Genomic DNA, 15,490 nt, shown 5'->3' with positions numbered 1-15,490 from the left:
GGTCTTGGCTCAAGAGCCGCATCCGCAAACAACTCGACCAGTTTAATTGTTTGCGAGATGCAATCGAGCATGTCTTATGCTTGTCGTCCTAATTACCTTGGCGATTGCTATAAGACCAATCTTTCTGGATGATGCTCTACATTAAATATCCCCTACCCTCAAAAAAAGGGTGAGCTGTATGTAGTGCGTCAAAACAGAAATGGGATGAGTCAAACTAGCTGCAAGCACAGATTCCCGATTATCTATTAACAGTTACTTGCTGAAGATAGGGTTGTGGATCTTGTGCCACCCAGCCTAAATTCGAGTTGTAGCGCAACTCAAAATGCAGATGGGGTTTGTCTACGTCAGGGAGTCCTGTGGTACCAACCGTTCCCAGGACATCCCCCTGGTTAACTTGTTTACCACGACTAGCATCAATGGTTGCAAGGTGAGCATAACGGGTTTGGCGTCCTCCCGGATGATTAATGACGACTAAATTGCCAGAGTCTCCGCGATCGCCAATAAAGGCTACAGTTCCCTTATCCACTGCTAGCACGGGTGTCCCGACTTCTGCCAACAGATCGATACCGCTGTGAAAAGCAACTTGATTGCTTCGAGGATTTAGCTGCCAACCATAACCCAGTGCGATCGCTGTCGTTGCGGGTAAGGGATAATGGGCTAGTTTTCGGTTGTTACGTCCAGCCAGACTTGCAGGCGACCAATTTACCCCAGGGATGAATACAACTCTAGGATTTTTCTGGCAACCGTTCGCCTCATAGAGTACATCGGCACGAATTCGGTAGGTTTTGGCTACATCTTGCCAAGTTTTCCTAGCCGGAACTTCGACGCGAATGCCATTGTAAGGCGGAATCAAAATTTCTGCCCCTACGGGTGCTTTGCCTTGTCGCAAAGACGGATTGATGCCGATCAAAGTAGTAGGAATGAGATTGTATTGGCTGGCAATACTTTCTAAAGTTTCACCAGCGGCAACTTTGTGGCGAATCAAGCGTTCTAAAACTGGCGGTGGGCACATTTGTTTGTCACCCTTCCCCTCAGTTGCAGGAGGCGATAAAAGGGTAGGTACAGCGAGAATGTCTTCAGCTACAGAGGATTTTGAAAATACCGCTGAAAAAAGGCAAAAAGAAACCGGAAGGAGGAAGAAAAAACTGAATTTTTGCTTTTTTCCTAACATTTCTAAGATGCGATCGCAATATCCATTCGCTTTTTTGATGCCATATTTGAGATTCCCCCAACCCCCGCGCTGACGCACCGCTGCGCTTAAACCAAAGCGGATAAAACAGGAGCGATCGCTGTATTTTAGGGAAGCTGTATTAATTCGCCTCTCTACACCTTTCGCCACTTGTCTCCTCACAAAACTCGCAAAATGCTGGGAATACTGTCTATCGTATCTAACGTGCGAATTTCATCCAGGGCTTGTCGAAAGTTCCCTTCCCGGACATCGTGAGTCACGACGACAATTTCGGCAAGTTCGCCGTGGATACCAGTTTGCACCACAGATTCAAGACTCACCTGGTAATTGCCGAAACTGGTGCCCAACTTACCAATAACGCCCGGACGATCCCGTGTCAAGAAACGAGCGTAAAACCGCGTAACTAGCTCCTCCATCGGGGCGATCGCGCAGTAATCTTGATGGGAACAGCTTAATAGGGGATGCAGTTTGGCAGCATCTCCACCACTTTTCAAAATGGCAGCAATATTTAAAATATCCGAGACAACGGCGCTGGCAGTAGGCCCGGAACCCGCCCCTCGTCCGTAAAACATCACCTGCCCAATCGGTTCGCCTTCTACGAGAATTGCGTTATAGACGCCGCTAATACTGGCAAGCGGGTGAGTTTTGGGTACGAGAGTCGGATGAACTCTGACTTGTAGAGAAGTCCCTTTCTCCGATGCCGGTAAATCTTGTTTAGCGATCGCTAATAATTTGATCGTAAAGCCGAGTTTTTCCGCATAGGCAATATCGGCGGCGCTGACCTTAGAAATTCCTTCACAGTAAATTTCTGGCAGCTTGATGCGTCCCCCAAACGCTAAGGAAGCCAAAATCGCCATCTTGTCAGCAGCATCTAAACCATCTACATCAGCCGTTGGATCGGCTTCTGCATAGCCCAACTGCTGGGCATCTGCCAGAATCTCGCTAAATTCACCCCCCTCGGTTTGCATCCGACTGAGGATGTAATTCGTGGTGCCATTGACAATGCCAGTCACCGAATGAATCCGGTTGACACTCAGCGCCTGCTTCAGGGGTTGAATCACCGGGATACCGCCCCCAACGGCTGCCTCTAGCATCACATAGACGCCTGCTTGATTCGCCGCCGTAAAAATTTCATCGCCGTAGCGAGAAATCACCGCCTTGTTTGCCGTGACAACGTGCTTACCATTGGCGATCGCTTTGAGGATGAGCGATCGCGCCGGTTCTAAGCCTCCCATCACCTCGACCACAATATCCACATGGGGGTCGGTGACAATCGATTCCAAATCGGTCGTCAGCAAGCTTTCTGACATTTCTACGAGTCGAGGCTTATCTAGCGATCGCACTCCCACCCGATAAACTTCTATTTCTTGCAGCAGCGGATGACGCCCTTGCGGATCTAGCAAAATTTGTGCCGTACCCGTGCCGACTGTCCCCAGTCCCAGTAATCCAATTTTAAAAGCCACAACCGTTATCCTGAATTTTAACTCTACAGCGCTTGTAATTTACTTGTAATTTAGCTTTTCGGCTCTGCCTCCATCGCGTTGGCAATGCTAACACAGGGGATGCTACCAACACCCTTCCCATCATCGCCCCGAACAGTGAGCCAAAAACTGAGCAAAAGAGTGAACCGAATTGCCGATCCACCTGAGACATTCTAGAGGTGATGGCACCCATTACAGTTGTTGAGTTGCGATCGCTTATGCTCAAACAAATTGCTCTTGCTGGTTTTGCGAGTTTCGCCGTTGCTGCCTTCCCAGTCGTCAGCAAGGCTTTAACCGTTCAGGAAGTTCCCAATCCTCGGCAAATTAATGGTGGCTGGGTGACAGACATGGCGGATATGCTCAGTCCGGCGACGGAAGCACAACTCAACCAGATCATCTCAGATTTAGAGGCAAAAAATAGCACTGAAATCGCGGTAGTGACGGTGCCAGAGACTTCACCTTCTGCTACTCCCAAGGCGTTCGCTACGTCGCTATTTAATTATTGGCGCATTGGCAAGAAAGGGCAGGACAACGGGGTGCTGTTACTAATTTCTCAGGGGGAACGTCGCGTAGAAATCGAAACGGGTTACAGTATCGAGTCGATTCTCCCCGATGCGCGTGTTAACAAAATTATCCAACAAGAAATCACGCCGCGATTTAAGCAGGGCGACTTTAACGGTGGCACCCTGGCGGGAACGCAAGCACTGATTGTAGAGTTGAGAGCGGGTGAACTGCCAACTCCTGCTGGCGTTCCGACTCCACCTGTCAGCATTCCGGCTGCACCTGCTAGCGTTCCGACTACAACTGCTAGCGTTGTAGGAGTGGTTTACCCACTAGCGGGTGTTGGCGGTGTATTAGTGTTGATTCTAGGGACAGTTGCTTATGTGCGTCGTCCTCGCAGTGGGATTTTGCTCGAACCGACAGGGCGATCGCGCATAGAAGGTGACAGTGGCGACACTCATCCCTGGCATTGCGCTACTTGCAAAAAGCAGATGCAAAAACTGGATGCGATCGCACTCCAGCCTTATCTCAGCCAAGCTGAGCAAGTAGCGCAAAAGTTAGGCAGCGTCAGATTTGAAGGCTGGCAGTGTCTCAAGTGTTATCCGCAACTAACTGGGCAGACAATTCACATTTGTGCTTACATTCTGGACTCACAACAATTTAACACTTGCCTCACCTGTCAGGAATTGACCGTCACCCAGACAATCAAAGCTATTTTGGAACAACCTACATGGAATAGAGAAGGTAAGCAACTGGTTGCCAAAGAATGCCACTGTTGTTCCTATAACGAGGAAGTTAAGGAAACGCTTCCTTGCCTAACTCCCTCGCGCCATACAGTTTTCATCGAACCAACCGGGCGATCGCGAGTAATCGGCTCAACTCGCCCCACCCATTGCGCTGATTGCCGATATCCCATGCAACAAATGGACTGGAATATACTCCAATTCCATCTTAGGAAACCTGAGCGAGCAGCTCAGAACCTAGGTAGCGTCAAATTTATCGGCTGGCAATGTCCCAACGGTTGCCAACAAACCTCTAGTCTGGGAATCCACATCCGTGCATACATTCTGAACTCAAGGCAATTTAGCACTTGCCCCACCTGTCATGAATTGACCGTCCAATGCACATCGCAGGTTACGCGATCGGCAACAGAGTACAGCCAAGGGATACGCCTGTTTACTCACAATTGCCACTGTTGCTCTTATCAGCGGCAAATTGAGACAAAAATTCCTCGCCTACCTCCTCGTCCTAGCAGCACTCAGAGGAATAGCGTTCGCCGTTCTAGCACTAGCTGGATTTCCAACAGCAGCACTAGCACTTCCGATACTAGCAGCAGTAGTTGTAGTTATGACAGTGGCAGTAGTTATAGCAGCAGTAGCAGCGATTTTGGCGGCGGCAGCAGTGATGGTGGCGGTGCTGGTGGCAGCTGGTAGCAAGCAGCAAGTAATTAACGCCGGAAGGGGCCAGGATTGAGTAAGTTGACTTCAGTAATTTTGATAATGTAGGGGTTGAATTTACTTTTATCGTAAGATCCCACCCAAATTCCGTAAGTTCCCGGCTGCCACTGACCAGCAATGCCAGGGTTTTTGCCTTCATACTCATCATTGCACCAGCTGCCACCAGGTCCCTTGATCACGAGGGTAGTGTCTTCTGGGCTTTGCACTTGGATGGATAGAAAGTTGAAAAACGAAGTTAAAACTACAGTGTGATCGGGCTTATCGTCCGTAAAACCAACACATGGCCCGGTAGCGGTTTCGCTGCGACCTGCAATTTTTTGGGCCGCTATTTCGCCGCCACTGATACCCCGAATCGTCAACGGATCGGGCGAAAACCGGGGACCGAGGGTGACATTCTCGAATATGGGCGGGGATTGTACGGATTGGGCTTGCACCCTCGAAAGGCTCAACACTCCTACCGCCATCAGGGCTATGGTTGTGATGCCTGCCCAGAGGGACTTTCCTACCGATTTTTCCCCTAAATTGGGTACGGGTTTGTACATCCTCACTTCCAAAAACGGCACCTTGTTACCGATTATGTAACGGCTCTAGTTGTAGCAGTGACGATAGTATCCCATAAGAAGTTCCAAAGAAGAAGCCAAAAGCCTTCTCAGGCTGAGCTTGAGAAGGCTTGCAAAAGAAAAAGAAAGAAGATTTTCAGTTTACTTTTCTAGGGCTTGCTGTAAACGTAGCTTGTCCAGACCCCGCTGATTCAGGATCAACCAAGATTGAATCAAATCAGGACCATGCAAATCGCCGGTTAGAGCTGCGCGGAAACTTCGCATCACTAATCCTTTCTTCAGATTCTTCTCCTTGGTCAGCTGTTTGATGATGTCTTGGGCACCCTCTGCTGTCAAAGTTTGATGATTTTCCAGGGCGTCCAAAATCGCCTGCAAAGCGGTTTCGGTGCCGTCCTGCTGCAACTGAGTCAGTCCCTCTTCGCTGTAGGCTACGCTTTGGCTAAAGAATATCCGGCTCATCTCGACTGCATCCTGCAAGCGCGTCAGGCTGGCACTCAGCAGGCTGGTTAACTGCTCTAACCAAGGGCGATCGCTGATCGGGTCAAATTCGTATCCAGCCGCCTGCCAGTAGGGAATCAGCTGATTTAATAGCTCATCTATCGGCATCTTGTGCAGATACTGACTGTTAAGCCAATTCAGCTTATCCCAGTCAAATTTTGCCCCTGCCTTATTGACGCGCTCAAAGCCGAACTGTTGAGCCGCTTCTGGCAGAGTAAAGATTTCCTTAGTGGAATCCGGGGGCGTCCATCCCAACAATGTCATGTAATTCGCCAAGGCTTCAGGCGTGTAGCCCATTTGCTGGAAGTCGGAAATGGAAGTGACGCCATCCCGCTTCGAGAGCTTTTTGCCTTCCTTGTTCAAAATCAATGGCGTATGGGCAAATTCCGGGATTGCACTTCCCAGTGCCTCGTAGAGCAAAATTTGCTTAGCTGTGTTCGCAATATGGTCTTCTCCCCGGATGACATGGGTGATCCGCATATCAATGTCATCCACCACCACTGCCAAATTGTACAGCGGCTGACCCACTGAATCGTCTGAGGCACGAGCAATCACCATATCGCCGCCGAGGTCGCTGGCTTTCCAGCTAACTTTGCCGCGTACCAGATCGTTCCAGGAGATCTCCCGGTCATCATCAATTTTGAAGCGAAGCACCGGACGACGCCCTTCGGCTTCAAAAGCCGCTTGTTGTTCTGGCGTCAAGTTCCGATGGCGGTTGTCATAACGGGGAGCCTCTTTTCTTGCCGCTTGCGCTGTCCGCAATTCGTCTAGTTCGGCTTCGCTGGTGTAGCAGCGATAAGCATAGCCCTTATCTACGAGAGTTTGAATGGCTTTGCGGTACAGGTCGAGGCGCTTGGATTGAAAAAATGGCCCCTCATCCCAGGTCATTCCCATCCATTTCAGACCATCAAGGATGTTTTGAGTATATTCGGGGCGCGATCGCGCTTCATCGGTGTCTTCAATTCGCAGGATGAACTCGCCGCCATGATGGCGAGCAAACAGCCAGTTAAATACAGCGGTTCTCGCCGTCCCAATATGTAAGTTCCCAGTAGGACTTGGTGCAATCCGAACTCTAACGGTCACAGCAGATTCTCTCAAAAGGTTTCTATATTTGTTGTAGCTGCTAGTTGTAGCTGCTAATAATTGTAGGGGCAGGTTTCAACACCTAACCCCTACTAACTTTTCTACTACTTTTTACGGGACTGACGGGGCTCGAACCCGCAACTTCCGCCGTGACAGGGCGGTGCTCTAACCAATTGAACTACAGTCCCTTGTTTTCCGAGCCATTAACGATTATGTCGAGTCTCGTTGGATTTGTCAACCCCTTTTTTTCATTCCCTTTCGAATGGTGGGGTAGACACGGCTTTTTTGGTCTCGTGCCAAGGCGCAAAGACGCTAAAACGTTGCTTCATTTGGCGTCTTTGCATTTTAGCGCGATATTGTCCGGATTAACTATGAATGTGGCGCTTGACTTTAATGCTCACAAGTGCTGCAAATACCAAGCCTGTGAGTGCCGAAGGTTCCGGGACAGAACGATGCGCCGCTGATTTGGTGCCAATTCCAAAGGCGAGTACCTGGGTAAACTGAATCGGGCTAAAGTTGTTATCGCTAACTACAATCAGCGACTTTCGCCCATCCGCCAAATCAGGGCCAAAAGTCAAACCTTCAATATTATCGAGCGTCACACCTAACTTCTCAAAATCAAGCAGCAGTTTTTTCTGAGCTGGTTTGATAGTGTTGAGGTTGATTGCACTGAGACTGTTAATACTGCTAATATCGGTTGCCTTTTCTAAAGACACCTCAAACAGCTTGATTGTGTTCCCCACTCCAGTAGAAAAAGACCGTTCTAAGCTAAGAAACGTATCTTCATTCACTGCTAACAAATCTACTAAACCATTGGTCTTGAAACTATTAACAGGATTGGGTGCTGCGGCAACTGGATCGGTAACGTATAAAAATTCCTGTTCCGGCTTCCCAGTTACGAGGTTATATTTTAAGATTCGCGAAGGACTTGCCACCTTGATGTCAGCGACAGCACCATCCTGAACCAAGGCATTTTCTGTAGCTGTAAACAAATACTTTTGGTCAGGGGTAAGCGTCAAGCTTTCAAAGGCTAAATTATTGCGAATCCCGCTATCTTTAGCCGCTGTTGGTAAAAACTTCTGAGGAACTGGCAGGGTTTGAAGTTGCTGACCTGCCAAAGAAAATTCATTGACGAAAGGATTAATTAATTGGTTCGCATCTCCTTCAGAAGAGATAAATAGACTTCCCTTGCTACTTAAGGCAATCCCTTCGGAGTCAAGACTTAAAGGAGCAAAAGGTTGATTGTTTACATTCAACAAGGTTGTTACGTCTACAGGAGTTACTCCCCCCTGCTTTAAAGAACCCTGAGAAATATCAATTTTGAGGGTATAAAACCGAGCTGGTGCCTTTTCACTCCGGTCATCAGAAATACTGTAATAAACGTCTTTACTGGCATCGTAAGTAATTCCTGATAGCCCTCCCAATTCAGTTCCCTGAAATGAAAAACCAGTCGAAAAAGTGAATTGTCCTAAGTAATCAACGCCGGTTATTTTGAATGCCTGAGCGGGATGTGCTGTCAGAATTGCAGCGGTTAATCCACCAATAAAACAGAAAGATGTAAAAAATTTATCGATCTTGCTCATGATTGCCAGTGTTAAATTAAGCCATTTACACCAGCACCGTATCATCATAAAAATAAGATTTTTTTAAGAGAAGGTTATAAGAGAGTTGAATTGGAAAAATTTGGTGTTGGAAGATTACTCCCGTGCATCCAAATGAGCCGCATCCTGTATAAAGTCTACCAGCCAGTCTTTAAGGTGACGGGTAGCGCGGCAATCATCCTCGTTGTAGCGCAGAATGGCGTCGAGGAAAGTGCGATCGCGTGTTTTTAACCATTGATCGTACCAATAGATACACACTTGCCCATTCGCCCCCGCATCGCGCCACTCAAAACCCAACCAATGCGCGATCGCTTTTAAAGCATAACTTTCGACGGGCAGTGTCACCATCCCTGTTACCCACTCGTGGATATCCACAAAGCGCGATAGCACCGGACGTAGCCTCTCCAGCGGGGTGTTGTAGCATTTAGCCAGCCGCTTCATCGTCAGGATTTCGTAGTCGCAGAAATGGAAAATGGGAGCCTGAGGATAAGTCCAAACCAAATCTAAAAATTGCTGCCAAACCAATTCTTCGTCGCTGGGTTGTTCTGCTAAGAAAGGATAAAACGTTTCTGTATTAGCTTGACGGTCTACCACTAAAACTCCCAGCAGATAATCCAGTTCTAGCGACGGTTCTGCTTCAATATCAAAGTAAAGTTCGATAGGTGAAAGGAGAGAAGATGGATTGTCCATCACCCATTCTGCTGTTTGAGTGGTTTTAGCGATCGCAAAGGGTTTCTCCAGAAGCATCGCCCGATTCTCCACTACTGATTGCGCTTGCTGTACTAGCTGTTGCGCGACTTCCTCTCCCAAAACTGGCTCCAAAAAAGCTGGACTGACACCTGCCAGAGACTCCCGACTCGTCAGTTCAAGCGTCTGCAAATGCTGATAGCGACTCGGCGTTACACCCGGAATCAAAGAGAGATGTTGCTGTTCTTGCGCGATCGCATAGCAGTGATTTAACCAAGGGCAAAGATTGCACCGCTGACGGGTAATGAACACCTCTGGCTCTTGCCGAGACAGGAGCATTTCGATACACTCCTCTACAAGTGCCTGCATCATCGGCACCCATTTACTCAAATTGACTGCATAAGCCTTTTTTTCCCGTAATTGCAGCCAAACCGTATCCGGCATAACGCCCTGAACAGATGCCAGTAGATGGGCGTGAAAAGCTGCAACCGTTTGATATTCCAGCTTAGGACGCCGACCTAAATGAATGTCACTGGGAACGTAAATCCAATCGCCAAAGTTTGATTGTCCGGGTTGTTTAACCAAGAAATCAGGACAACTCACGAGGGTCACTGTCTTCGGAAGGTGCAAGAAGGATTCATCCTTTATCCCTACTCCTTCCTCTTTCAGAAGCACGCCTCGGTAAATTAGCTCAACGCCTTCTTGCATCAAGGCAATGGTGGCATTCGCACCAGCGTGCCAATCTCCCCAAGCGTAATTGGGTTTGTGATAAGTCTGTCCCGCCAGAACGGTTTGCTGGAGAGCATACCGATCCTGTTGCAATTTGGCGCGAAAATCACTTTGAAAATCCTGCTGGGTAGGATCTCCATATAAATCGAGAAAAGACCGGCGACTACAACGTTGGTAGTGCCGCAACATATTAACAGTTAGCAGCATGACTTCAAGCTAACAGAGAATGAGTGAGCTTTCGCGATCGCTCTTATCGCACTCAGGCTAAATGGTGCTAGACAGACAAAGCCTGACGAGAGCGGACTTGTAAAGATACGATTTATCGCATCTCCTACGTGTAGATTTTGACAGCGCACCATCGGTTAGAGTAGTGGCGATTTTGAGCGTGAGGGTGTAGGCATGGCTAAGCGTAGCAAACGGCAGTTGATTGAGTGGCGATCGCTCTTATTGTTACTTCCTATATCGTTTTCAGCTTCTATCTATCGTATGTTTGGCGTTATTTGTAGCTGTTCTATTGTTGTCATCAGTGGCGGCACAGGCACCCAGCGTTTCAATTGCCCAACAGCCAGCGACTTCCTCGCAAAATGCAACGACTACTGATAAGCAACAAGCCTATGCACGGGCAGAGCAGCTGATAAAGCAAGGACAGCAACTAGAAAACCAAGGAACGGTAGAATCTCAGCAACAAGCGCTTGCCAAATACGAAGAAGCACTCTCTATTTGGCAGCAATTGGCGGTTGACGAGGCTCCGCCGTATCGGGTTCGCAGTTGGGAAGCACTGACTCTTTCTCTCATCGGTACCATCTACGATGTTGACCAAGACGAGCCTCAGAAGGCGCTGGACTATTTCGAGCGGGGGTTAGCTGTCAGGCGCGAGTTGAAAAACCGCCTTCAGGACGCGATCGCTCGCGCCTCTACCGATAATGCTGGCTCCAACTCGGACGACCAACAAAAACTGCTCGACTCGTATAAGCAAGCACTTGTAGCCACCAACGTTGGGGAAGCTTCCCTGCTCGATTCTCTCGGCAATGTTTACTACAGCTTGGGCAAAATGCAAGAAGCGCTCAAACATCACAATCAAGCCCTGTCGCTGTTTCAAGCTGAGAAACAACCCTCTCGTGAAGCTATTACGCTGAACAACATTGGTGATGTCTACTTTAAACTAGGCGAAACTCAATCAAGCCTCGGCTTTTACAATCGAGCGCTGGTAATCCAACGTGCCGAGAAGGATACTGCCGCACAAGTCCAAACACTTCAGAATATCGGTCTGAGCTACATCAACTTGGGCGAATCGCAACAGGCGCTTGAATCTTATGAACAAGCACTAAAAATCCAACAAGAAAGGAAGGATTTGGCTGGGCAAGCGGATATCCTCAGCCAAATTGGCTTGCTCAACTACTCATTGGGCGAGCATCAGAAGGCGTTGAACTCCTATAACCAAGCGCTGGAACTCCAACAAGCAGCACAGGAAAATCTATCTGGAACAGGTTTAACCTTCAACCTTTCTCAGCAAGCTGGGATTCTCTCAGGTATCGCTAGCACCTACGCCTCATCAGGATTTGGCGATTATTCCAAAGCGCTGGACTTTTATAACCAAGCGCGATCGCTTTTGCAAAAGGCGGGAAACCGATTTGGGGAAGCGACAGTCCTCAGCTCAGTCAGCTATGTCTACAACCAATTAGGGGAAATGCACAAAGCCCTCGATGCATTAAACCAAGCGCTCGTGTTGTGGCGTGCCATTCCCGCTCCCGCTAGAGAAGCTTTTACCCTCCGTAACATTGCTGATATCCATAATTCAATGGGTAAGCCGCAACAAGCGCTCGACTTATACAACCAAGCGCTCGATATCCAGCGTCGGGTGAACGATCGCACTCAAGAAGCCGTCACCCTTAATAGCATCGCTGGAGTCTACAAGTCGCTAGGAGATTATCAGCTCAGTATCGATACAAACACCAAAGCACTAGAGATATTTAAAAGCATTGGCGATCGCACCAGGCAAGCTTCAACCCTTGACGACATTGGCTTTGTCTACCAAGAAGCGAAAGTTTATAAGAAGTCGCTTGACTATCACAACCAAGCGCTAACTCTGGCAAGAGAAAATAACGATTTTTCGCGCCAATCCAGGATACTCACTTCTATAGTTAGAGCCTACGAGTTATTAAAGGATTATCCCAAGGCGCTTGATGCTACTAAACAATTACTTTCACTGTCGCACCAACAGAAGGACAGCTTTTGGGAAGCCATGTCCTTCGTTATGAGCGGCAGGGTGTATTTGGCATCGGGAGATTATCCCAAAGCACTGGAAGCCACGCAAAAGGCAGTGACTGGGCACCGGAAGGTGGGGACTCGCCTAGCAGAAGCCAACGCCTTGCGGAACCTGGGCAAGGTTTACAATGCGTTGAAGCAGTACGAAAAAGCGCTTTCAACCTATGATCGGGAACTAGCACTACGGCGGTTGATGGGCGATCGCACGGAGGAAGCATATACACTCTATGAGGTTGCGATTACACAACGCGACAAGGGCAATCTCAACGCAGCCCGTACCCAAATCGAAGCCGCCATCAAAATTGTTGAGGACATACGCACCAGAGTCACCAGCCCAGAACTGCGTACTTCCTACTTTGCCTCCGTGCAGAATTACTACCAGTTCTACATCGACGTGCTGATGCAGTTGCACAAAAAAGAGCCTTATATTGGGTACGATGCTCTGGCACTGCACGCCTCGGAACGCGCTCGTGCCCGGAGTCTTTTGGAACTCCTAACAGAGGCTAACGCTAATATTCGGCAAGGAGTCGAGCCAAAACAGCTGGAACAAGAGCGCACCTTGCAGCAAAAACTTGATGCTGTTGAAAAACGCCGAGTTGAGTTACACAGTAGCAACCCCACTAAAGGACAGCTAGAGAAAATTGAACGAGAACGCGAAAATCTCTTAGAAGAGTATCGACAAGCCCAGGCACAAATCCGAGCCACCAGTCCCCGCTATGCCGCCCTGACTCAGCCAAAACCCCTCACCTTGGCAGAGATTCAGCAGCAGGTTCTTGATGACGATACGCTGCTTTTGGAATACTCATTAGGCGAAGAACGCAGCTATCTTTGGGCTGTCACCAAGACTAGCATCACCAGCTACGAACTCCCCAAACGCGCCGAAATTGAGTTAACGGCACGGGGTTTCTATGAACTTTTGAACACTCCTGGCTATAGCTTGGAAACCCGAAAGCCGACCGATAAGCGAGGAGGAATTGAGGTTGAACTCGCTCCCGCTAGCACCGAAGTTGTAACCAAACTCAGCCAGATGCTCTTGGGGCAAGTGGCTGGGAAACTGGATAAGAAACGATTAGTTATTGTCAGCGACGGTGCATTGCAGTATGTCCCCTTTGCCGCGCTACCAGTGCCAACGCAGGCAAGCACAGAAAACAAAGCCAATCCTTCCACCTCACATATTCCGCTGTTAGTCAATTAGGAAATCGTCAATCTGCCCTCAGCGTCTACACTAGCCGTGTTAAGACACGAACAAGCTGGGCGCAAACCTGCTGCTAAGGCTGTGGCGGTGCTAGCCGATCCCGTCTTCGGCAGTGACGATGAGCGAGTCAATCAAGCAAAAGGGCAGACAGAGAAGCAGCGGAGTATCGGAGAAAACCTTGCATTCAGCACTTTAGCAAGATCCGCGAGAGAATCGGATGTCACTTTTAAGCGCCTACCTTTTACCCGGCAAGAAGCTGAGCAGATTCTATCCCTCGTACCAGCCGCAGAACGCAGGCAAGCCTTCGATTTTGCTGCCAATCGTGCCTCTGCAACCAACTCAGAACTCAGCCAGTACCGGATCGTGCATTTTGCCACTCATGGCATCCTTAATAGCGTGCATCCAGAATTATCAGGGGTGGTGTTGTCTCTGCTAGATGAAAAAGGCGAATCGCAGAATGGTTTCTTGCGACTGCACGATGTTTTCAATCTCAACCTGCCAGCAGAACTGGTGGTTCTGAGTGCCTGCGAAACGGGATTAGGTGAAGAAGTCAAAGGCGAAGGATTAGTGGGCTTGACACGCGGCTTTATGTATGCGGGTGCGCCGCGAGTGGTGGTGAGTTTGTGGAGTGTTAGCGATCGCGCAACATCCGAGTTAATGACCAAATTTTATAAAGGAATGCTGGAAAAAAATCTACAGCCAGCAGCGGCATTGAGAGCAGCACAGATAGAAATGTGGCAAAAAACGGAATGGAAAGCACCCTATTACTGGGCAGCTTTCGTGCTGCAAGGCGAGTGGAAATAACAACCGAACTGTATCGCTTCTAGCTCCCTCAGGAGTTACACAGTTGGCTTAAGAATGAAACAAGGAGCCGCCAAGTAGTGACGAACAGCATCTCGCACAATCCTGCGTTGCAATCAGGAAGTTAATGTAATCGGGTTGGTTGACTTTCGCTGGCTTCATTCCTAAGTAGTTCTACCTCACCTCCCCTTGTTTCTCAACTGCGTAACTACTGAATCTTTATGAAGCTGGAATAAAGCTCAACTCTCCACTGATTTCAGGATAAGTTATAAGTTTTAATTATGAATTAAATGAATTTACGTATTTATACTTAGGCAAGCTTTAGAAAAATTGTCCATCTATGATTTATTTTTTTCATCAAGTCTCCCATTTTTACTAACTTTCATGGCTAGACAAGCCGTTGGTAGGTCACTCTAATAAAATTACATTTAATAAGTCTTTACATATATAAGCTGTTTATATATAGATACTTTTTATTTTTTCAGTAAAGTCTACGTGGAATTACTAGAAATTCACAGAGGAGAATAGTAGGCTTCCTTTTACGGCTGAGTTGTATTCAATACCTGGCTAGGGCACCTTTAATTGCAACTTAGTAGGCAAGGAATTCTAACTGCTGGGTCTGTCTACATTCTCGGCTTCAACTTAATTCTGCATGAGAGGAACACTTTATGAGTTTAATGAGAAAAGTTACAGGAATTGTCGGGGGAGCAGCGTTGCTCACAATGGGTATAAATTCAGCTCCCTCTGAAGCTGCTTTGTTGGACTTTTCTTTAAGAAGTTTTAGAAAAGAAATTTCTTTTACTTTAGATACCTCGGTGACAGATCAAGATTCTTCTCCAACCGCTGGTTTCTTCCCAAACGCGATATCAGACCTTAAAATAGACGGTTCGCCAGTTCCATATTCTGATACGGCAAATGTGAATACTAGAGCGACTACTTCTGCGGGGTTTGGCGGTGGAATTGGGTCAGGAGAGTTTTCTAGTTTGAGCTTCTTTTTCAGAGGTTTTGATTTAAATTTACCGGATCCAGTCCCCATTCCTACCTCTTATTTCTTTGTTCTCTGGTTTGATAATTTTTCTTTAGTCAATCAACTCTCTAGTGACCCCAACGACTATGCATTACGCATTGGTTACGGAAGAGAAGATACTATTGGCTCTCTCCGTACAGATATTCCTCCAGAACTGCTAACTGTGACGCTTCGTCAAGCTCCATCTCCCAATCCTGTTCCGGAACCCAGTGCGATGGCAGGTCTTTGTGTCTTAGGCCTGAGCTTCTTATTAAAGAAGACTGCTCAAAAATTTAAACTGAGGAGATCAGCTTCACCAAACTTGACTACTGCCAATATCTACTGAGCAGTCCTGTCAACAACACGGTCAGGAAATTGGTCGATCATCTTGAGGGTATTAGGCTCGCTCGTATCAATCGCTATCTGCGTGGCGAGAA

At 48.0% G+C, this 15,490-nt stretch carries 10 protein-coding genes and 1 tRNA gene; 4 read left to right on the top strand and 7 right to left on the bottom strand.

Annotation, left to right across the window (positions count from 1 at the left end; translation table 11 throughout):
- Positions 1-238: 238 nt before the first annotated feature.
- A complete protein-coding gene (locus NC997_RS17445; protein ID WP_347276088.1) occupies positions 239-1,339 on the bottom strand; it encodes a M23 family metallopeptidase in 1,101 nt (366 codons plus the stop codon).
- An 8-nt stretch (positions 1,340-1,347) separates the two neighbouring features.
- Positions 1,348-2,652, bottom strand: a complete 1,305-nt coding sequence (locus tag NC997_RS17440; RefSeq protein ID WP_190526510.1) for a homoserine dehydrogenase — start codon at positions 2,650-2,652, stop codon at positions 1,348-1,350.
- 200 nt (positions 2,653-2,852) lie between these two features.
- Here NC997_RS17440 and NC997_RS17435 point away from each other — a divergent pair, with 200 nt between their 5' ends.
- Positions 2,853-4,604 (top strand): TPM domain-containing protein, encoded by a 1,752-nt coding sequence (locus NC997_RS17435; protein WP_199306130.1) that lies wholly within the window; start codon positions 2,853-2,855, stop codon positions 4,602-4,604.
- Positions 4,605-4,618: 14 nt separating this feature from the next.
- Here the strand turns inward: NC997_RS17435 and NC997_RS17430 are convergent, their stop codons facing one another.
- The 5 genes from NC997_RS17430 to NC997_RS17410 form a co-directional block, all read right to left on the bottom strand.
- A complete protein-coding gene (locus tag NC997_RS17430; RefSeq protein WP_242030517.1) occupies positions 4,619-5,092 on the bottom strand; it encodes a hypothetical protein in 474 nt (157 codons plus the stop codon).
- Positions 5,093-5,329: 237 nt separating this feature from the next.
- Positions 5,330-6,769, bottom strand: a complete 1,440-nt coding sequence (gene gltX / locus NC997_RS17425; protein ID WP_190429789.1) for a glutamate--tRNA ligase — start codon at positions 6,767-6,769, stop codon at positions 5,330-5,332.
- Between the two features lie 114 nt (positions 6,770-6,883).
- A tRNA-Asp gene (locus tag NC997_RS17420) sits at positions 6,884-6,957 on the bottom strand.
- A gap of 177 nt (positions 6,958-7,134) precedes the next feature.
- The gene (locus tag NC997_RS17415; RefSeq protein ID WP_190526508.1) at positions 7,135-8,352 is read right to left on the bottom strand and encodes an esterase-like activity of phytase family protein; all 1,218 of its coding nucleotides are present in this window, start codon (positions 8,350-8,352) and stop codon (positions 7,135-7,137) included.
- Positions 8,353-8,466: 114 nt separating this feature from the next.
- Positions 8,467-9,993, bottom strand: a complete 1,527-nt coding sequence (locus NC997_RS17410) for a TM0106 family RecB-like putative nuclease (RefSeq protein WP_190526506.1) — start codon at positions 9,991-9,993, stop codon at positions 8,467-8,469.
- 283 nt (positions 9,994-10,276) lie between these two features.
- Here NC997_RS17410 and NC997_RS17405 point away from each other — a divergent pair, with 283 nt between their 5' ends.
- The 3 genes from NC997_RS17405 (at position 10,277) to NC997_RS17395 (ending at position 15,399) form a co-directional block, all read left to right on the top strand.
- Positions 10,277-13,246, top strand: coding sequence for a tetratricopeptide repeat protein (locus NC997_RS17405; protein ID WP_199306129.1), 2,970 nt, complete (start codon positions 10,277-10,279; stop codon positions 13,244-13,246).
- Positions 13,247-13,249: 3 nt separating this feature from the next.
- Positions 13,250-14,050, top strand: coding sequence for a CHAT domain-containing protein (locus NC997_RS17400; RefSeq protein WP_347276089.1), 801 nt, complete (start codon positions 13,250-13,252; stop codon positions 14,048-14,050).
- Positions 14,051-14,715: 665 nt separating this feature from the next.
- Positions 14,716-15,399: a PEP-CTERM sorting domain-containing protein gene (locus NC997_RS17395; protein ID WP_190526504.1), complete on the top strand. Its 684-nt coding sequence runs from the start codon at positions 14,716-14,718 to the stop codon at positions 15,397-15,399.
- Positions 15,400-15,490: the final 91 nt, after the last annotated feature.

The sequence above is a fragment of the Trichocoleus sp. DQ-A2 genome, from assembly GCF_039961915.1.
Classification (GTDB): domain Bacteria; phylum Cyanobacteriota; class Cyanobacteriia; order Cyanobacteriales; family FACHB-T130; genus FACHB-T130.
The sequence above is the reverse complement of the archived record's forward strand: the minus strand, read 5'-3'. Positions and strand labels throughout refer to the sequence as shown.

Coding starts and splice junctions, on each gene's coding strand:
- NC997_RS17435 (WP_199306130.1), top strand. CDS start 2,853: ATGGCACCCATTACAGTTGTTGAGTTGCGATCGCTTATGCTCAAACAA.
- NC997_RS17430 (WP_242030517.1), bottom strand. CDS start 5,092: ATGGCGGTAGGAGTGTTGAGCCTTTCGAGGGTGCAAGCCCAATCCGTA.
- NC997_RS17415 (WP_190526508.1), bottom strand. CDS start 8,352: ATGAGCAAGATCGATAAATTTTTTACATCTTTCTGTTTTATTGGTGGA.
- NC997_RS17410 (WP_190526506.1), bottom strand. CDS start 9,993: ATGCTGCTAACTGTTAATATGTTGCGGCACTACCAACGTTGTAGTCGC.
- NC997_RS17395 (WP_190526504.1), top strand. CDS start 14,716: ATGAGTTTAATGAGAAAAGTTACAGGAATTGTCGGGGGAGCAGCGTTG.